The 16,452-nt window shown below is 67.4% G+C and carries 20 protein-coding genes and 1 pseudogene; 12 read left to right on the forward strand and 9 right to left on the reverse strand.

Annotated features, from left to right (window positions below; translation table 11 throughout):
• The 4 genes and pseudogenes from VN779_RS15330 to VN779_RS15345 form a co-directional block, all read right to left on the reverse strand.
• Positions 1 to 278, reverse strand: a pseudogene (locus VN779_RS15330) (hypothetical protein); the annotation flags it as partial.
• A 264-nt stretch (positions 279 to 542) separates the two neighbouring features.
• Positions 543 to 1,271 carry a hypothetical protein gene (locus VN779_RS15335; protein WP_325723774.1) on the reverse strand — a complete coding sequence of 243 codons (729 nt, stop codon included), beginning with the start codon at positions 1,269 to 1,271 and terminating at the stop codon, positions 543 to 545.
• 38 nt (positions 1,272 to 1,309) lie between these two features.
• On the reverse strand, positions 1,310 to 1,621 hold the full coding sequence (locus VN779_RS15340) for a hypothetical protein (protein WP_325723776.1): 312 nt from the start codon (positions 1,619 to 1,621) through the stop codon (positions 1,310 to 1,312).
• 94 nt (positions 1,622 to 1,715) lie between these two features.
• The gene (locus tag VN779_RS15345; protein WP_325723778.1) at positions 1,716 to 2,102 is read right to left on the reverse strand and encodes a helix-turn-helix domain-containing protein; all 387 of its coding nucleotides are present in this window, start codon (positions 2,100 to 2,102) and stop codon (positions 1,716 to 1,718) included.
• A gap of 158 nt (positions 2,103 to 2,260) precedes the next feature.
• On the opposite strand from VN779_RS15345, the gene VN779_RS15350 reads away from it, so the two are divergent.
• Complete coding sequence (locus VN779_RS15350) at positions 2,261 to 3,241, forward strand: quinone oxidoreductase family protein (RefSeq protein WP_325723780.1); 981 nt, start codon at positions 2,261 to 2,263, stop codon at positions 3,239 to 3,241.
• A 90-nt stretch (positions 3,242 to 3,331) separates the two neighbouring features.
• On the opposite strand, the gene VN779_RS15355 is transcribed toward VN779_RS15350, so the two are convergent.
• Entirely contained in the window at positions 3,332 to 4,330 is a 999-nt protein-coding gene (locus VN779_RS15355) for a threonine ammonia-lyase (protein WP_325723782.1), read from the reverse strand.
• Between the two features lie 105 nt (positions 4,331 to 4,435).
• On the opposite strand from VN779_RS15355, the gene VN779_RS15360 reads away from it, so the two are divergent.
• The 3 genes from VN779_RS15360 to VN779_RS15370 all read left to right on the forward strand — a co-directional run bounded on the left by VN779_RS15360 (position 4,436) and on the right by VN779_RS15370 (position 6,656).
• A complete protein-coding gene (locus VN779_RS15360; protein ID WP_325723784.1) occupies positions 4,436 to 4,798 on the forward strand; it encodes a metalloregulator ArsR/SmtB family transcription factor in 363 nt (120 codons plus the stop codon).
• Positions 4,795 to 5,337, forward strand: coding sequence for an SRPBCC family protein (locus tag VN779_RS15365; RefSeq protein ID WP_325723786.1), 543 nt, complete (start codon positions 4,795 to 4,797; stop codon positions 5,335 to 5,337). The genes VN779_RS15360 and VN779_RS15365 overlap by 4 nt, the downstream gene beginning before the upstream one ends.
• 80 nt (positions 5,338 to 5,417) lie before the next feature.
• Positions 5,418 to 6,656 (forward strand): SLC13 family permease, encoded by a 1,239-nt coding sequence (locus tag VN779_RS15370; protein ID WP_325723788.1) that lies wholly within the window; start codon positions 5,418 to 5,420, stop codon positions 6,654 to 6,656.
• 40 nt (positions 6,657 to 6,696) lie between these two features.
• Here VN779_RS15370 and VN779_RS15375 read toward each other — a convergent pair whose 3' ends face one another.
• Positions 6,697 to 7,686, reverse strand: coding sequence for an LLM class F420-dependent oxidoreductase (locus VN779_RS15375; protein ID WP_325723790.1), 990 nt, complete (start codon positions 7,684 to 7,686; stop codon positions 6,697 to 6,699).
• Between the two features lie 140 nt (positions 7,687 to 7,826).
• The gene (locus VN779_RS15380; RefSeq protein WP_325723792.1) at positions 7,827 to 8,672 is read right to left on the reverse strand and encodes a hypothetical protein; all 846 of its coding nucleotides are present in this window, start codon (positions 8,670 to 8,672) and stop codon (positions 7,827 to 7,829) included.
• 531 nt (positions 8,673 to 9,203) lie between these two features.
• Here VN779_RS15380 and VN779_RS15385 point away from each other — a divergent pair.
• From VN779_RS15385 to VN779_RS15415, 7 genes are read left to right on the forward strand one after another with little or no spacing between them, the layout of a single operon-like run.
• A complete protein-coding gene (locus VN779_RS15385; RefSeq protein WP_325723794.1) occupies positions 9,204 to 9,848 on the forward strand; it encodes a Na+/H+ antiporter subunit E in 645 nt (214 codons plus the stop codon).
• Positions 9,845 to 10,108, forward strand: coding sequence for a monovalent cation/H+ antiporter complex subunit F (locus VN779_RS15390; protein ID WP_325723796.1), 264 nt, complete (start codon positions 9,845 to 9,847; stop codon positions 10,106 to 10,108). The genes VN779_RS15385 and VN779_RS15390 overlap by 4 nt, the downstream gene beginning before the upstream one ends.
• Positions 10,105 to 10,488 carry a monovalent cation/H(+) antiporter subunit G gene (mnhG, locus tag VN779_RS15395; protein ID WP_325723800.1) on the forward strand — a complete coding sequence of 128 codons (384 nt, stop codon included), beginning with the start codon at positions 10,105 to 10,107 and terminating at the stop codon, positions 10,486 to 10,488. The genes VN779_RS15390 and mnhG overlap by 4 nt, the downstream gene beginning before the upstream one ends.
• Positions 10,485 to 10,781 carry a DUF4040 domain-containing protein gene (locus VN779_RS15400; protein ID WP_325723802.1) on the forward strand — a complete coding sequence of 99 codons (297 nt, stop codon included), beginning with the start codon at positions 10,485 to 10,487 and terminating at the stop codon, positions 10,779 to 10,781. Before mnhG ends, VN779_RS15400 begins: the two co-directional genes overlap by 4 nt.
• On the forward strand, positions 10,768 to 11,877 hold the full coding sequence (locus VN779_RS15405) for an MnhB domain-containing protein (protein WP_325723804.1): 1,110 nt from the start codon (positions 10,768 to 10,770) through the stop codon (positions 11,875 to 11,877). Before VN779_RS15400 ends, VN779_RS15405 begins: the two co-directional genes overlap by 14 nt.
• A complete protein-coding gene (locus VN779_RS15410) occupies positions 11,874 to 12,242 on the forward strand; it encodes a sodium:proton antiporter (protein ID WP_325723806.1) in 369 nt (122 codons plus the stop codon). Before VN779_RS15405 ends, VN779_RS15410 begins: the two co-directional genes overlap by 4 nt.
• Before the next feature lie 4 nt (positions 12,243 to 12,246).
• Positions 12,247 to 14,010 carry a complex I subunit 5 family protein gene (locus VN779_RS15415; RefSeq protein WP_325723808.1) on the forward strand — a complete coding sequence of 588 codons (1,764 nt, stop codon included), beginning with the start codon at positions 12,247 to 12,249 and terminating at the stop codon, positions 14,008 to 14,010.
• A gap of 4 nt (positions 14,011 to 14,014) precedes the next feature.
• On the opposite strand, the gene VN779_RS15420 is transcribed toward VN779_RS15415, so the two are convergent.
• Together VN779_RS15420 and VN779_RS15425 are read right to left on the reverse strand one after the other, a co-directional pair.
• Positions 14,015 to 14,395: a hypothetical protein gene (locus VN779_RS15420; protein ID WP_325723810.1), complete on the reverse strand. Its 381-nt coding sequence runs from the start codon at positions 14,393 to 14,395 to the stop codon at positions 14,015 to 14,017.
• On the reverse strand, positions 14,392 to 15,363 hold the full coding sequence (locus tag VN779_RS15425) for a TIGR03557 family F420-dependent LLM class oxidoreductase (protein ID WP_325723812.1): 972 nt from the start codon (positions 15,361 to 15,363) through the stop codon (positions 14,392 to 14,394). Before VN779_RS15425 ends, VN779_RS15420 begins: the two co-directional genes overlap by 4 nt.
• Before the next feature lie 101 nt (positions 15,364 to 15,464).
• On the opposite strand from VN779_RS15425, the gene VN779_RS15430 reads away from it, so the two are divergent.
• The gene (locus VN779_RS15430; protein WP_325723814.1) at positions 15,465 to 15,962 is read left to right on the forward strand and encodes a DUF1360 domain-containing protein; all 498 of its coding nucleotides are present in this window, start codon (positions 15,465 to 15,467) and stop codon (positions 15,960 to 15,962) included.
• Positions 15,963 to 16,452: the final 490 nt, after the last annotated feature.

Raw genomic sequence — 16,452 nt, forward strand, 5'->3', positions numbered from 1 at the left:
GTGACCATGTCGAACTGGGTGCCGGCGATCGAGGCGATGGTCTGGTTGCTGGGCATGCTGCCGGTCAGCTCGGTGCCGAAATACCGGTTCTGCGCCTCGGCCGCCGCACGCAACGTCGAAGCCGCCGAAGCCGGACCAGCCAGGACCACGGCGCCGGCCGCCGTCGCCACTGCGGCCACCGTGCCAGCCGCATAGAGGGCGCGCAGCCTGCGCCGCCGACCGGACGGGCCGCGCCGGGGCCGAGTTGCTCCGATACCGGCGCCGATATCGCTTTCCATTGGGCTAGTCCCTTCCGCCCCGGCAAAAGTTCGAAAATTTCGACGTCGCGGCCGGTCCGCGGCGACGGCGTGACGTTAGGACTCGCCGTCGAAAACCGTCAAGACACTGGTCAGGTGACCGAAATTTTTCTGCGAAGCGAGAGGAAACTTTCACATGACGGACAGGATGAGCGACGAAGAAGCGCCAGATGACGTCCGTCGCATCCGGCGCCGTTGACCTCGTTTCCCTCCCTCGACCGCGGCTGCTGTTACTTCAGGTCGCCGCTACTTCTTCAGTTCGCCGCGCAGTGCCTTTGCGTCGTCGCGCGCCTTGCGTAGATCGGCGCGCGCGGTCTTCGCCGCGGTGACCAGCGGCGAGAGCGCGTCGTGGATCGCGTTCGCGTCCGCGCCGGGCTCAATGGCCAGCAACGTCGCGACCTTGCCCGACTCGGCCTGCTGCGCATTCTGCAGCTGCGTCTGGAGGTCAGCGAGCTGGGACTTCTCGGTCGCCGTCCCGCCGCCGGGCTGCTTGGCCAGACGAGCGGCCAGCTTGTCGTACACCTTCTGCAGCGTGGACTCGGCGGCGGCCTCGGTGTCGAAAGCGTCGGCGAGGTGGACCTTCGGGCCAACCAGCAGGTACACGCGGTACTGGTCCACCATCGTGGTCTCGTCGGCTCGCACCGCTGAGACCGTGGTCTCACTGCCGACCTTGCCGCGCAGTGACGTGAGGCCACTGATATCGCTGCTGATCAGACTACTGAGAGTGGACCGGTCGTTAGAGGTCAGGTGGGATGCGTTGGCTACCGCGAGTTGGAGGGCATGCAGGGTCTCCAAACGGCCGTCGATGCGCGAAGTCGCCAGAGCCTTCGCCGCATCGAGTCCGGCGGCGGCCGTCGTCTTGCTCGTCGTAGCCGCGGCACCGAACGCGGTCTGTGCTTGAGCAGGCAAGGCGACTCCTGCGGCGAGTACTGCCGTAGCGGCGGTCGCGACGCCGAAGCGTGTAAGGGTTTTCATAATAGATAATCCGTCTCTTCCGTAACCTTGCGAGCGGATCAGCCGCCGTCAGAAGGGCTCTGAGTCGCCTGCGCGAGCGCCGAGTCGAGCCCCGACAGCTGACCGTCAACCGAGTTCAGGTCGGAGTCGACGCCCGCGTCGGCCGGCCCTGTCGCCGCAGGAGCACCGGCGCCGGCACCGCCACCCGCGCCACTGACCGCGGCCGCAGTTGCATCCGCCGGACTCGTCACGCTGCCGGCCGGCTGTGACGCCGAGGCCTGCGCGCGGCACCCCGTGAGCACGCCGGCCAGCGCCACCGCACACAGAACCGCCATGACCGGGGCAACCGCATTTCCGGTCGCTCGTCTCACCGTTCCTCCAACCCGAATCGCTGTGGACAGCTCCGACTATCGCGATGCGGGCGTAAGAGCCCGGTAAATGCCTGCGCGGCTCAGCGGCTCAGGCTCAGCGGCTCCGGCTAGGCACGCCTGCGTCAGCTGCACCCTCGCGCAGCACCGCGCCGAGCAGTCCCGGGAAACGGCGGTCGAATTCCGCGCGCCGCAGCCGGTTTGCCCGCTTGGTTCCGGCATCGCGCTGCTCGATCAGCCCGGCGCCGCGCAGTACCGCGAAGTGATGGCTGAGCGCGGCTTTCCCGATGGGCACGTCGAAGCTGCCGCAGGTGCGCTCCCAGTCGGCGGATCGAGCCAATTCCCGGATGAGGTACAGCCGCACCGGATCGGCGAGCGCCGCAAGGGCAGCGGTCAGCGACACCTCGTCCGGGTGCGTGTGCTCAGGCGCCGGACGACCGGCCCGGCCCTGAGTCTGGCTCTCCGCACTCGCACTCGCCGACATGCGCGCTACGTCCCTTCGGCTCTCGGGTTCCCGGCCGGTTGCCCGGCAGCGAAGCCTTTGAAAGAATCCTACGTCGATGTTCGCACATCATCGAACCATCGCAGCAGAAACACCAGGGCGGCTACGGGGTATTTCCAGCCGCGGGAGAGGGGCCGATCATGCGGGCAATACTGGTCGAGCAATATGGCGAGCCGCAGGTGCTGACGCCGGTCGAATTGGCCGAACCGGAGCCGGGACCTGGCCAGATAGCGATCGACGTCGCGTACGCGGGGATCAATTACGCGGACGTCTTGGCGCGGCGGGACGGATACCAGGTCCCGTCGCTGCCGTTCGTTCCCGGGCTGGAGGTCTCCGGTACGGTGCGCGCGCTCGGTCCCGGCGCGGCGGGCTTCACGGTCGGCCAGAAGGTCGCGGCGTTCATAGCGTCCGGCGGCTATGCCGAGATCGCGCTCGCCGACGCGGCCAGTGTGTACCCACTGCCCGAAGGCACGGACCTGCGCGAGGCAGCGACCTGGCTGGCTGTTTTGCCGACCGCGTACGCACTGATCAATGGGCCCGCAGGCCCGACGCAGGGTGAATCTGTGCTCGTACACAGCGCGGCGGGCGGCGTCGGAACGGTAGCCGGTCAGCTCGCAAAGGCCGCTGGGGCGGCGAACGTTTACGGCGTCGTCTCCTCCTCCGAGAAGGCCGCTTACGCGTTGCGGTTCGGATACGACCGGGTGTTCGTCGGCGACGACTACATCGCGGCGGTCCCAGAGGCGACCAGCGGACAGGGCGTCGACGTGATCCTCGACCCGGTTGGAGGCGACACGCTGCGGGCGAACCTGAAGCTACTGGCGCGCTTCGGCCGCCTGCTTTCCTTCGGCAACGCGAGTGACCAAGATGCCTGGCAAGTCGGACCGCCTGAGCTCTACCCTCGCGGGCTTGGCATATTCGGGTTCTCCATCCGAGCGCTCAGCCGCGAGGATCCGGCACGGCTGCACAAACTCACCGAGACCGCGATCCAGGCGGCGGTGAAGGCAGGGGTCGAACTTCCCATCACGGCCGAATACGCGCTCGACGACGCGGCCGAGGCGCACCGGGTCATCGAGTCGCGCTCCGCCACGGGCAAACTGCTGATCCGCGTCGCAGGAAGCTGACCAGAGCGCCAACCGCCGCCGTCATTGCAATTGCCGCTGCCCTGCCCTGCTCAGCTCAGCTCAGCTCAGCTCAGCTCAGCTCAGCTCAGCTCAGCTGGTCAGCGGCGCCGCCAACACCGCCGCCAGTTCCGTCTCGCTCGCGTTGCCACCGCTGCAAATCAGGCCCACGGTCTTGCCCGCGTACTCCTCGCGCCGTGCGAGCAATCCCGCGAGCGCGGCGGCTCCGGCTCCCTCGGCCGTGGTGTGCGCCGCGGCGAGCATCAGCCGCTGCGCGGAGCGGATCTCGGCATCGTCGACCAGCAGGAATTCGGGTAGCAGAGCCCGCATGATCTGCTGCGGAAGCTTGAATGACTGTCCGGTGGACAGACCCTCGATCACCGTCTTGTTCGGCAGGGTCGCCGGTGCTCCGGATCGCCAGGCCTCGTATGCCGCAGGCGCCTGCGCCGACTGAACGCCGATCACGCGACATTCGGGCGCGACGGCCGTTGCGGTCAGGCACGCCCCGGCGGCGCCGGTGCCCGCGCCAACCGGCACGAACAGCGCGTCGAGCCGAGGCGCGGCCTCGAACAGTTCCAGCGCTGCCGTCGCGACCCCGGCAATCAGGGCGGGCTCGTCGCCGGAGTCGACATAACGCGCCTTCGTCTCGGCGGCGATCTGCGCGGCGATCGTGCGGCAGTCATCGAAGACGGCGCCACGCAGCACCAACTCGGCGCCGAGCGCGCGAACCGATGCGGCCTTGACCGGATTCGCGTTCTCCGGCATCACGATCATGCATGGCGCGCCAAACTGCCGCGCCGCGTACGCCACCGACTGCGCGTGGTTGCCGGTTGATGCGGCGACCACTCCCCCGGCGCGCTCCTGCGGCGAGAGCGAGGCGAGCAACGTCAGACCGCCACGCACCTTGAACGCGCCGACCGGCTGCGCGTTCTCGTGCTTGATCCATACCGTCGCGCCTACCGCCTCGTTGAGCACCGGATAAGTCCAGGAGGGCGTGGGCGGCAGATGCGCCGCGAGCAGGCGCCGCGCCTCAAGGACATCGGTGAAGGTCGGTGCGTCTGGCAGCGAGGACGAGGACGTCGACGTGGTCATGCGTCGATCCTGGCCAGCGTGCCGAGCGGTTGTCCACTGGATTCGAAGCGGGCCGCCGCGCACGCCCGTCTTGACAACCGCACCACCATGCATAACCTATTGGTTATGGAAGCAGCGACCCTCTCGGAGGAAGAGCTTGACGCGGCGTTCACCGCGCTGGCCGACCCGACCCGCCGGGCGATCATCTCCCGGCTGGCCGAGGGCGAGGCCGGAGTGCTCGAGCTGGCCGGGCGTTTCCCGATAAGCCAGCCGGCCATCTCTAAGCACCTCAAGGTGCTGGAGACCGCCGGGCTCATCTCCCGCAGCAAGGACGCACAGCGGCGGCCGTGCAAGCTCGAACCGCTGCGGCTCAAGCAGCTGGCCGACTGGGTCGGCTCCTACCGCGAATTCTGGGAGGCGAGCTTCGAACGCCTCGACAACTACCTGGACACCCTGCAGCAACAACAACGACAAGAGGACGAGCAATGACCAGTTCAACTGGCTCAACCCGGCCAACCGAACCAACCCCCACCCCCATCTGCGCCCACCCCGCCTTGGAGATCGAGATCCCGCCTAACGAGCCGGTGATGGCCTACCGGCGCTTCGTGAAGGCCCCGCCGAAGCTGGTCTTCGAGGCCTTCACCGACCCGAAGCACTTGCGCAACTGGTGGGGACCCGCGCGCCTGGCGCTGGTGGTGTGCGAGGTCGACCTGCGGGTCGGCGGCGGCTATCGCTTCGTCTCGCGCGCCCCCGACGGCCAGGAGTTCGCCTTCCGCGGCGAGTACCGGGTGGTTGACCCGCCACACAAGCTTGAGCAGACCTTCGTGTTCGAACCGGTGCCGGACCACTATGCGGTGGAGACGGCTGTGTTCGAGGAGGTGGAGGGCGGCACGATCGTGCACGGACGCGCGGTGCACGACACCGTGATGGCTCGCGACATGCATCTGGCCAACGGCATGGAGGCCGGCATGATCGAGAGCATGGAGCGTCTCGACGACGTCGTCGCGGCCGCCCAAGCCGCTGCATAAGCACCCGCCGCAGGGCAATGTGAACGTCCAACCGTAAACTGGCAGACGATCACGAAGCCGCCGGAGGGGAGATACGGGCGTTGTCGGTCGATTCGCAAGCCCGTCGAGAAACGCTCGGCCGGCGCCAGCGCAACCGCCTGCTCGGTCTGCACCCGCTGGATCTCCTCGCACTGATCCTGCTGATAGCGGGCGCACTGTGCGTGGCCACCGGCGCCCTCTCCCGAACCGAAACCTCCTCGATCCTCGACCGGATCCTGCCGCTGCTGCTGTTCCTGGGCACCGTGATCATCCTGGCCGAGCTGACTGGCCGCGCGCAGACCTTCGATGTCGTCGCGACCCGGTTGGCCATCACCGCCCGCGGCCGCTACAGCGTGCTGTTCGCCCTCTGTGTGCTGATGGCAGTCGTGACCACGGTCGGCCTCAACCTCGACACGACCGCGGTGCTGCTGACTCCGATCATGCTGGCGATGGCGACGCGGATCGGCATGCCTCTGCTGCCGCTGGCGATGACGACAGCGCTGCTCGCGAATACCGCGAGCCTGCTGCTGCCGGTCGGGAACCTGACCAACCTGCTGGCGGCGAACCGGGTCGCGCTCAGCCCGGTCGACTTCGCGGCGCGGATGGCGGCGCCGGAGGCCGCGAGCGTCGCGGTGACCATGGCAGTGCTCTGGGTCGGCTATTGGCGCAAGTCGCGGCGCGGCGGCGCGGACCGATACGAGCTGCCCGAACCGTTCCGACCGCAGGACCGGGTGCTGTGCGCGGTCGCCGGTGTGGCGTGCGTGCTGTTCGTCGTCGCGATTCTGCTCGGCGTCACACTCGGCGTCGCGTCGGCCGTCGCGGCGGCGGTCACCGTCCTCGCCTTCGCGATGCGCGAGCGTGCGGCGCTGCGGTGGTCGCTGCTGCCGTGGCGGCTGCTGGCAACGGTCACCGGCATGTTCCTCGTCGTGCAGACGATCACCGTGCACGGCCTCGGCACGCTCATCACGCACCTGGCCGGCGGCTCGAACTCATTCGTCGGCCAGTTGCGGGCCGCCGGAACCGGCACGCTGCTGGCGAACCTGCTCAACAACCTGCCGGCGTACGTCGCGAGCGAAAGCGCCGTGCCCGTCACGAATCACAGCCAGCTGCTCGCGCTCCTGATCGGCACGAACGCGGGCCCGGTGATCACCGCCTGGGCCTCGCTCGCGACGCTGCTGTGGTACGAGCGCTGCGCCGCGTTCGGCCTGGAAATCCCGAAGCGGCGCACGCTGCTCAACGGCGCGGTCCTTGCCGTGCTCGCCGTTTCCGCAGCGACCGCCGCTCTCGCTTTGACGGGATGATGGGATGGTTGGATGACGCGAGGGGTGGAGACCAGCCGATTCAGCCTTGCAGGGCGGGGGCGACCTGCTTGACGAACAGTTCGATGCCGGACTTGTCGTACGCGGCCTCGCTGAAATACAGGATCGCGTACGTCATGCCGAAACCGCGCGCCTCAGTCAGCCTCTCCACGATCTGCTCCGGCGTGCCGACCAGCGGACCGTTGGCGAAGTTGGTCATCGTCTCTTCGAGCTTCGCCGGCGTGAGGTGCGGCGCGTATCGCTCGCGGATCGAGGCGAGCCGGTCCTGCACGTCCTTCTCGCTCTCGCCGATCACCACGTTGTAGTTGCCGGAGCGCACGATCGCGTCGAAGTCGGTGCCCACCTCGCGGCAGTGCTCTGCCAGGATCTGCGACTTGCGCTTGAACACCTCAGGCGTCGCATCGAAGTTCGTGTAGGCCGCGTACTTCGCCGCGGTGCGCAACGTCTTCTTCTCGCCGCCGCCGGCGATCCACAGCGGCAGGCCACCCTCCTGCAACGGCAGCGGACGCGAAATCGCACCGTCCACCTGATAGTGCTTGCCCTTGAAGGTCGCGGTGCCCTCCGTCCACAGCTGCCGCATGATCTGTACACCCTCATCGAGCATGCCGAGCCGATCGCCAGCCGACGGGAATCCGTACCCGTACGCGCGCCACTCGTGCTCGTACCAGCCACCACCGATCCCCATCTCCGCGCGCCCGCCGGAGATCACATCGACCGTCGCGGCGACCTTCGCCAGGTAAGCCGGGTTGCGGTAAGCCATGCACGTGCACATCTGACCAAGCCGCACCCTGCTGGTCGCCGCAGCGAACGCGGCCATCAACGTCCACGCCTCGTGCGTGGCCTCCTCAGTGGGCACAGGCACGGTATGGAAGTGGTCGTATACCCAGATTGATTCAAACGGGCCGTTCTCAGCGGCGCGGGCGATATCGAGCATCGTGGTCCACTGATCGGCGGGGTCGATCCCGGTCAGATCGAGCCGCCAGCCTTGAGGTACGAAGAGTCCAAAGCGCATGGACCCACCCTAGTCACAGCGATCGTGTAACAGCCACTAGCGTCCGCGTGGCCTACCGGATATATGACTCGGCCTCCGCAGTCTCTGTCGACTGCGGAGGCCGTGGAAGGCCGATCAGACCTCGAACTCAGATCGTCAGATCAGACCTGCGGGCCAGCCGGATCGGCGAACCGTCCGACGCCGACCAGGTTGTGTGAGCCGAGCGGAGCGGTCGGGACCGTGTGCTGCGGGGGCGTGACTGGGCTCTTAATGTCGTATTGCGCGGCCCACGCCGTCACCTTCAGCAGCGCGTTCGGCGCGAGTTCGACGAGGTGCGAGGGCGCGTAGAAGTGGTAGCCGTAGTGGTAACGCGCGTGGTTGTGCGCGTCGACGGTAGCTTCGGCGGACGCCGTCGGCGCGGTCGCGATCAGGCCCATGTGGCTCGGAGTGTTGTTCGGGCCGAGGTAGGTGACCACGAAGTCGCCGGGCTGCGCGGCGGCCGGGTTGTCGCCGACGTCGATGCCGAGGCCGCTGTCCATCAAGTAGTCGTAGATGTTGTGGTACTGCGGCAGCACCGATATGAGCAGCAGGTCGTAGACCTTGCCGTTCGGCGCGGTGTAGTTGAAGTAGTCGCTCTGCGGCGCGTTCGGGCTCAGCCCGGGAATCAACCCGGCGGCGGCCATGGCCCGCGCCACGAACTCCGCGCACTGGTAATTGGGCTGGTCGGCGCCGTCGGCGACCGGAGTCGAATCGTTCCAGGCGGTCCAGCTCCAGTGCGACTCCGCGAACGCCACCTCTTTGCCGCGGGTGATCTTGTCGAGCCAGCCGCCGGTGGTGAAGGCGGTGGTCTGGCTGCTCGCCGCCGCGCCCTTCAGCGACGAGTTTTTCGCCGAATTCGCCGAAGCCGTGGCGGCGAGGGCGGGGGTGGCCAACGCGGACGCCGAGCCGCAGAGCAGCCCGGCGACGATCGCGCAGGCAGCCAACCGCCTGCGATGTATATGCGTCACTCTCAGTCCCTTGCTTGCTCAAAAGTTCCGCGGCAAGGGGACTGGCAGTGCGCGTGCGCCGCGTGAACCAAGTCGGGTACCCGTATAGCCCCCGCGTATCAGAACGCGACGAGGTACCTACTCGGTTGCGACCCCGGCATACACCGGGCTATCAGCGGCCATTGACGCAAAGGGGACTTATGGACGCATTCTCAGTAAGGCAATTGGCGGCGCCCGGACGGCGTACGCAGATCCAGCGGCGGCAGGACTCGCCGGGACGGCTGATGCTTGTGAACGCGGACACGGCGGCCCTGTTCAGCGGTCTCGATGCGTCGGGTCATCGTTCTCGCCTCCTCGCAGGCTACGCACGGTTTGTGCGCCGTACTTCCGCTCGCTGCTGCGCGGGCGCCGATCGATCGGAGTCAAGCAATGCCCCGCCGCGCCCGGTCGGAAACAGGTTTCCGGCAGATGGAACAAATGCGTGTACACAGTCGCGGTGCGGGTATTCGCGTGAACCGGCTGCGGACAGGCTCATGACACGGGAGGTGAGCGGTGTCTTCGTCGCACCCCGCGTCAGACTCGGGCGAGCCGCACAAGCAGCGGCGCGCCGACCACCTGTCCGGGCCGGTGCGTTATTTCGCGCGCGCCCTCGGCCTCGCCGCCTGGTGCCTGATCGTGTGGATCCTGCTGACGTGGACCGTGACGGCGGAACAGTACGCCTTCGGCATCGGCATCTCGGTCGCCATCGGGCTCGCGCTCGCTCCGCTCGGACCGGTCGTCCCACCATGGGCAGTGCTCGCCCCGCGACGCCTCTGGCGCACCCTCGCTCTGCTCATCACCTCACTCGGCCGGATCGTGTCGGCTAACGTGCGGCTGGCCGCACGAATCTGGGCGCCAAGCCGGCCGCTGCGCAGCGGAATGGTGATCGTGCCGACATCGCAGCGTTCACTGTTCGGCCTGACCGTGGTCGGCCTGGTCACCTCGGTGGTGGTGGATAACCAGATCGTCGACGTTGACCGGCGGCGCGAGGAACTGCAGTACCACGCGGTCGCGGTGCCGCAGGGCGGTCCACAGGAGGCCCGAGCCAAGATCAACGAGCCAGTGGAACGGTTCCTGCTCACCGCGCACCTCAATCGCACCGCGCAATCCGACAACAGCGGCGCCCCCGACGCACAGAAGGAGGAGAAGGCTTCGTGAGCACGTCGTTGTACGGCGTCATCGCCCTCGTCGAGACGGCCATCGGCCTGCTGCTGATGGCGCGGCTCGCGATCGGGCCGACCATCTCGGACCGCATCGTGGCGCTCAACACCCTGTCCACGCAGGCGACGCTCGCGGTGCTGTTCTTCGCGGCCTTCGCGGACCGCGCGATCTACCTCGACGTCGCCCTCTGGCTGGCCTCGTTCAGCTACCTCGGCGCGATCGTCTGGGCCCGCTACCTGGAGCGGGGGCTGCTGTGAAGACCATCATCTTTATCGTGCTCGCGAGCATCGGGCTCGCGTTCTCACTGTCCGGGGCGGTCGGGATCCTGCGCATGCCGGACCTGTACAGCCGCATCCAGTGCTCCTCGAAGACGGTGACCATGGGCGCGCTGCCCGCGCTCGTCGCACTTGTCGTCGGCGAGGGCATCGACAGCAGCTATGCCAGCCGGGCGCTGCTCGTCGCGGTGCTGCTGCTGGTGGTCAACCCGGCCGCGTCGCATGCGCTGGCCCGCGCCGCGTACAAGTCGGGCGTACCGATGTGGCAGGGCGCGGTGCGCGACGAGGTGGTCGAACGCAAGGAACAGCAGAAGGCGAAGGAGCGGGCACGGCGACCTGATGACGGCGGAGGCGAAGGGTGACGCTGTTCTGGGCGCTCGACTACCTCGTGCTCGCGCTGATCGTGGCGGCGGCGGTGCTCGTGGTGAAGCTGCGCAATCTGAACGGCGCGGTCATGGCGCTCTCGGGCGTCGGCACCATGCTCTCACTCATCTTCGTCGTGCTCGGCGCGCCGGACGACGCGCACTCCGAGGTCGTCGTCGGGGCCATCGCGCTGCCGGCGCTGTACCTGATCGCCATCGGCAAGGTGCGCACCGACGTGCCCGATCGCGGTGAGATGAAGGAGGAAGGCGAGTCGCACCATGACAGCGACTGACGAACGCGGCCAGCGGGTCCAGGGCGAGGCCATTGAGACCGAGCCGAAGCACCGCGTCGTCGTCGGCCTGCTGCTCACGGCGGGCGTCGCGGTGGCGTTGGGGGCCGCGCTGCTCGGCCTGCCACGGGGGCGCCAGCAGCTCTCTGAGGTCGCCAGGTACGCGATGCAGAGCTCGCTGCCGAGCTGGCATCTGACGGAGCCGGTCAACGAGGTGGTGTACGGCTCGCGCGGCTTCGACACCTTCGGCGAGACGTTCCTGCTACTGGCCGCGGTAGTCAGCGTCGTGCTGCTGTCCCGGCCGAGGGAGCCCAGGAGCGGGTACTTCGGCGAGGACATCGCGGGCCGGCGCGAGCAGGCCGAGATCGATCCGGCCGAGGCGCCGGACTCCGGGGAGCGGGAGGCGCGTCGCGCGGAAAGCGCCGAGTCGGACGAGGAATCCGAGTCGAGTGACGACCCTGATTCCGATGCGGACACTTCGGCAGCGCAGAAGAAGGTGGCAGTCGAGCACCGACCGAAGACCCCTGACAACGAGCTGGTCGGCGGACGCGGTCCGGAACAGGCCGAGGCGATGTCGATCATCATTCGCGGCGCGGTGCGCACGGCCACGCCGATCCTCGCGGTGACCGGCTGCTACCTCGTGGCGTGGGGCTACTCCCCCGGCGGCGGCTTCCCAGGTGGCGCGGTCATTCTCGGCGTGGTGCTGCTGGTCTACGCGGGTTTCGGGCGCAAACGGGTCGCGCGCGTGGTGCAGCCCAAGCTGATCGAGACCATCGAGATGGCCGGCGCGGCGCTGATCATCCTCACCGAGGCGTTCGGCTTGTTCCTCAAGGGCTCCTTCAGCGCGAACTGGCTGCCGCTGACGCCGCCGCAGACGATCCGCTCCGGCGGCATCGTGCAGCTCTTCTCCGGCGGCGAGCTGGTCGAAGTCGGCACAGGCTTGATCATCGCGGTGTTCGCGCTACTGGCGATGAGTCACGACTGGGCTCGCGACAAGTCAGAGGACGAACCAGACAACGCAGAAGGAAGCGACGCGATCGCGAACGAGAACGAGCCCGCCGCCCAGAGCGCGAACGCCGCAGGAGGCGAGGATCAGTGATCGTAGCCAACTACCTCGTGGCCGGGTTCGTGTTCTGCGCCGGGCTCTACACGGTGCTCACCCGGCGCAATCTGATCAAGATCGTGATGGGCCTGTCGCTGATGGAGGGGTCAACCTACCTGCTGTTCATCTCCATGGCTTACCGCGAGGGTTCGACGGCTCCCGTGCTGGTCAGCCCGCCTGGCGGCCGGAACGCGCACGACCTGGTGCGGGGCAATGTCGCAGACCCCGTACTGCAGAACTTCTGCCTGACGGCAATCGTCATCGGCGTGGCGGTGACCGCGGTGTTCCTCACGATCGTCGTGCGGATCGCGCAGCATTACCGCACCCTCGACGCCGACAAGATCAGGGAGCTGCGAGGGTGAGTCAGTGATCACGACCACCGCGGCGGCGGGTTCGCTGCTACCGGTCGCCGTCGCGCTTCCGCTGACCGGCGCGGTCTTCGCCCCCTTACTCGCCCGCGTCTCGAAGCGGCTGCCGCTGATCATCTCCGCGCTCGCGCTGGTCGGCTCGCTCGCCGTGCTCGTGCTCATCGCGCCGCACGTCTACGGGACCGGCGGCGGTATCCTCGCGCATTACCTGGGCGGCTGGGGGCCGGTTCACGGCGCGGTGCTCGGCATCGCGTTCGCCGCTGACCCGTTCGGGCTGACTTTCGCGCTCGCCTGCGCCGGCATCGGCGCGCTGCTGCTGGTGTATGCGCTCTCTGAGTTGGGCGGTCTCGGCGAGCGCGAACTCGGCGCGTTCGCCTGCCTGTTCCAGCTGCTGCTCGGCGCGCTGATCGGTTCGGCGCTGACCGCCGACCTGTTCAACCTGTTCGTGTGGTTCGAGGTCGCCGCGCTCGCCAGTTACGGCCTGACCGGCTTCTTCCTGGAGCGGCCGATCGCACTGGAGGCGGCGTTCAAAATCGCGATCCTCACCACCATCGCGGCCTTCGGCGTCTTCATCGGCGCCGGGCTGCTGTACACGAGGCACGGCGCGCTCAACCTCGCGCAGTTGCACGAGTCGCTCGCCGCTCACGTCGGCACCGCTGACCTGGTCGCGCTCGGCTTGCTGGTAGCCGGTTTCGCGACGAAGGCCGGTTTGATCCCGTTCCATGGCTGGCTCCCCGACGCGCACACTGCCGCGCCTGGACCGGTATCGGCCCTCTTCTCCGGGCTCATGGTGAACCTGGGCATCGTGGCGATCGGGCGACTGGCTTTCCAGGTATATCCGACCTCGCATATTCCGATTCTCGGCATCCTGATGGTCGTCGGAATCATCTCCGCGCTGGTCGGCGCAACTCTCGCCCTAGCGCAGGACGAACTAAAACGCCTACTCGCCTACGACACGGTTTCGCAGATGGGCGTACTCGCGATAGGACTCGCGACCGGGTCCGCAGCGGGTATCGCAGGGTCCACATATCATTTGGTCAATCACGCGCTGTTCAAATCGCTGCTGTTCTTGTGCGCCGGCGCGATCACCCATCGCACCGGAGTAACTAAGCTCTCGGAGATGGGCGGCTTGCTGCGCCGATGGCCGTGGGTCGCCGGCGCGTTCATAGTAGGCGCGGCCTCGATCGCGGGCGTTCCACCGCTTGGCGGCTTCGTTTCGCTCAGCCTCATTCATCACGGGCTGACGGACAGTCACCAATACCTGCCCTACGCACTCATGCTTCTAGCGCAGCTAATCACGATCGCCGCGCTCGGCCGCGCCGCCTGGTTGGCCTTTTTCCGCGAGCGGCAGGAGGAGTATGAGCGCAGCGAATCGCTCCGGCCGGGCATGCTGACCAGCCTCGTCATCCTCAGCGTTTGCTGCATCGCGTTCGGCATCGTGCCCGGAAAGGTCATCAACCACACGATGGCCCCGGCGGCGTCTGGGCTCTTACATCCGCAGCAGTACGCCCACGACGTGCTTGCCGGGGTGGGCTCGCTACCACACGTGTTGGTGACGTTCGACTACACCGACGTGATGGAGCTGGTACTGCTCGTCGTGAGCGTCGGTCTCGGTGCACTGCTCACCGCGTTCTATCTGCGTTCGAAGGAACCGCTACCGGTCCGCGCACTGCGCGCCGTCCACACCGGTTCAGTGAACGACTACGCAGCGTTCCTCGCGGCCGGAGCGGTTGCCGTCATCGCCGCCCTGCGCTGGGCTTGACGCCCTACTCAGCAGTACCGGTTCGGTAGTCGCTCCACACGTGCGTCGCCATGCCGACCGCGCCGGTGATGACGATGATCGCCACGCCGATCCAGATGAGCACGCGGGGGCCGACCGTCAGGCCGATGCCGCCGAGAAGGAAGCCGAGCACGATCACACCGGAGGCCACGTAGCCGATCGGCCTGCCGCTGTGACCGGTAGGGTTCTGCCAGGTCTCGGAAACGTCGGCCGAGTCAGTTAGCTTCTTCTGCTCATGGCCCTGCGCGCCGCGCGCCTTCTGCGCCGCGTTGTAAGTCTCCTGCTCGGCTTGCTCGACCTGGGTATGTATGCGCGTCTGTTCGCTCGGTTCCCTCAGGATGTTCCTGCGCGGTTCGTTGCTGCTCATTGCGAGCGCATACCCTTCAGCTGCGGCAGGATGCGCTTGCCGTAGAAATCGAAGAAGCCGCGCTGATCCGGTCCGATCTGGTTGATATACACCTCGTCGTATCCGGCGTCGGAGTACTCGGCGAAACGGCGCAAGTGCGCTTCCTCGTCGTCACCGCACACCAGGGCCTCAGCCACCATGTCCGGCGTGACCAGTTGCTGCGCCTGCTCGAAATGGGCCGGCTGCGGGAGTACCTGCGCCAGTTCGCCCGGCAGTTGCTCGTTGGCCCAGCGCTCGTGCGCGGTCTTGACCGCCTCGTCGCGATCCGGGCCCCAGCACACCTTGTAGCCGCCCTGCGTGACCTTGCCCTGGCCGCCGTTCTCCCGGAACTGACTGAGCAGTTCCCTGTCAGGTTGAACGCCCACGTAACCGTCGCCGATCCGGCCCGCCATACGAGCCGAAGCGGGGCCGAATCCGGAGACGTAAACGGGCACGGGCTGGTCCGGCAGCGTGTAGATCTGCGCGTTATCGACGGTGTAGTACTCGCCGCGATGGTTGACGATGTCACCCTTCCACAGCTCGCGCATCACCTGCACGGCCTCTTCCAGCATGTCCCGCCGCACCTTGGAGGTCGGCCAGGGGCCGCCAAGAATGTGCTCGTTCAGTGCTTCGCCGGTGCCGACGCCGAGGGTGAACTTCCCGTCGGTCAGCACCGCGGCGGTCGCGGCAGCCTGGGCGATGATCGCCGGATGAATGCGGATGGTCGGACACGTCACGGCGGTCCCGATCGGCAGGTCCACTGCCTGGGCCAGGGCGCCGATCGTGCCCCAGACGAAGCCGCTCTGTCCCTGTGCGTCATTCCACGGATGGAAGTGGTCGGAGATCCAGAGCGCTTCGAAGCCGGCGTCCTGGGCCATCCGCGCCTGCTCGACCAGTTCCCGCGGTCCGAACTCCTCACTGGACAGGAAGTACCCGATCTTCTTGGCCATTGCCTCTCCTCGACTCTCGCAATGCGTCGCCCGCGTGTACCCACGATCGAGGCGGGTAGTCGGCGCGAAAGCCCCATAACACCCAAAGACCGGAGGCGGCGGTGACGGAGAAGACGGAACAGGCGCTGCGCGAGGTGGAGCAGGAATACACACAGGGCGCCGACTTCCCGCTACGCAGCTATGTCGGCGCCATGGGCGTGTACACGGGAATGGTTGCTGCACTCGCCGGCGTCGCGAAGGTCACACACCGGCCCGTGCCCAACCCGAGTCCTTGGGACGTAGTAGTCCTCGCGGGCGCCACGCACCGACTCAGTCGCCTCATCGCCCGCGACCCGGTGACCAGTCCGCTGCGAGCGCCGTTCACCGAGTATCACGGCACGCAGGGCCCGGCTGAACTCAACGAGGAAGTCCGCGGCACTGGTGCGCGCAAAGTCATCGGGGAACTGCTGACGTGCCCCTTCTGCACGGGCATGTGGATCTCTACCGGATTGTGCGCAGGCCTCGTCTTCGCACCCGGCGTCACCCGGCTCGCCGCCAGCGGTCTCACCGCGCTGACCGGTTCCGATTTCCTGCACTTCCTGCGCGCCAAATTAATGTGACCGCCGGCCGCCTGTCCCGCTCAGCGGGACAACCTGCTTTTCCATCCCGCTAACCGCCGGCCGCCGTCCCGTTCTTCCCCCAATAAAACCCCCGCGATGACATCTCCGCTCGGGGTTTCGGAAGTTGTGTGGCGGGCGTTTTCGGTGTTTCGCCCGTTTGCGCGTGCTTCAGCGAAAAACCTGTGCACGCGTGTCCCGCGTTTACCCTCAACCGCCGTCGGCGAAGCTATCGCGAGACCACCAGCGCACAAGGGCGTCTGTGCTTGAGGGCCGTGGTAAACGAGACTCGCCGCTGTCGTCCGGCCGCGAGCCGAGATGTCATCGCGGGGGTTTATTGGGGGAAGAGCAAGACGGCGGCCGGCGGTTAGAGGGTGGGGAAAGGCGGGCTGTCCAGCTCAGCGGGACAAGCGGCGGATAGCGGTTGTCCAGTCAAAAGCGACGGCCCGCCGGCTCGGATCGAGTCGGCGGGCCGTGTTCGTCTTATTCAGAC

It is taken from the genome of Actinocrinis sp., from assembly GCF_035605935.1.
Taxonomy (GTDB): domain Bacteria; phylum Actinomycetota; class Actinomycetes; order Streptomycetales; family Catenulisporaceae; genus Actinocrinis.

What these genes read in the sequence shown, in the direction of transcription:
- VN779_RS15355 (WP_325723782.1), bottom strand. Translation starts at nt 4,330, where the DNA reads ATGACCACGTCGACGTCCTCGTCCTCGCTGCCAGACGCACCGACCTTC.
- VN779_RS15335 (WP_325723774.1), bottom strand. Translation starts at nt 1,271, where the DNA reads ATGAAAACCCTTACACGCTTCGGCGTCGCGACCGCCGCTACGGCAGTA.
- VN779_RS15420 (WP_325723810.1), bottom strand. Translation starts at nt 14,395, where the DNA reads ATGAGCAGCAACGAACCGCGCAGGAACATCCTGAGGGAACCGAGCGAA.
- VN779_RS15425 (WP_325723812.1), bottom strand. Translation starts at nt 15,363, where the DNA reads ATGGCCAAGAAGATCGGGTACTTCCTGTCCAGTGAGGAGTTCGGACCG.
- VN779_RS15350 (WP_325723780.1), top strand. Translation starts at nt 2,261, where the DNA reads ATGCGGGCAATACTGGTCGAGCAATATGGCGAGCCGCAGGTGCTGACG.
- VN779_RS15345 (WP_325723778.1), bottom strand. Translation starts at nt 2,102, where the DNA reads ATGTCGGCGAGTGCGAGTGCGGAGAGCCAGACTCAGGGCCGGGCCGGT.
- VN779_RS15365 (WP_325723786.1), top strand. Translation starts at nt 4,795, where the DNA reads ATGACCAGTTCAACTGGCTCAACCCGGCCAACCGAACCAACCCCCACC.
- VN779_RS15375 (WP_325723790.1), bottom strand. Translation starts at nt 7,686, where the DNA reads ATGCGCTTTGGACTCTTCGTACCTCAAGGCTGGCGGCTCGATCTGACC.
- VN779_RS15360 (WP_325723784.1), top strand. Translation starts at nt 4,436, where the DNA reads ATGGAAGCAGCGACCCTCTCGGAGGAAGAGCTTGACGCGGCGTTCACC.
- VN779_RS15405 (WP_325723804.1), top strand. Translation starts at nt 10,768, where the DNA reads ATGACAGCGACTGACGAACGCGGCCAGCGGGTCCAGGGCGAGGCCATT.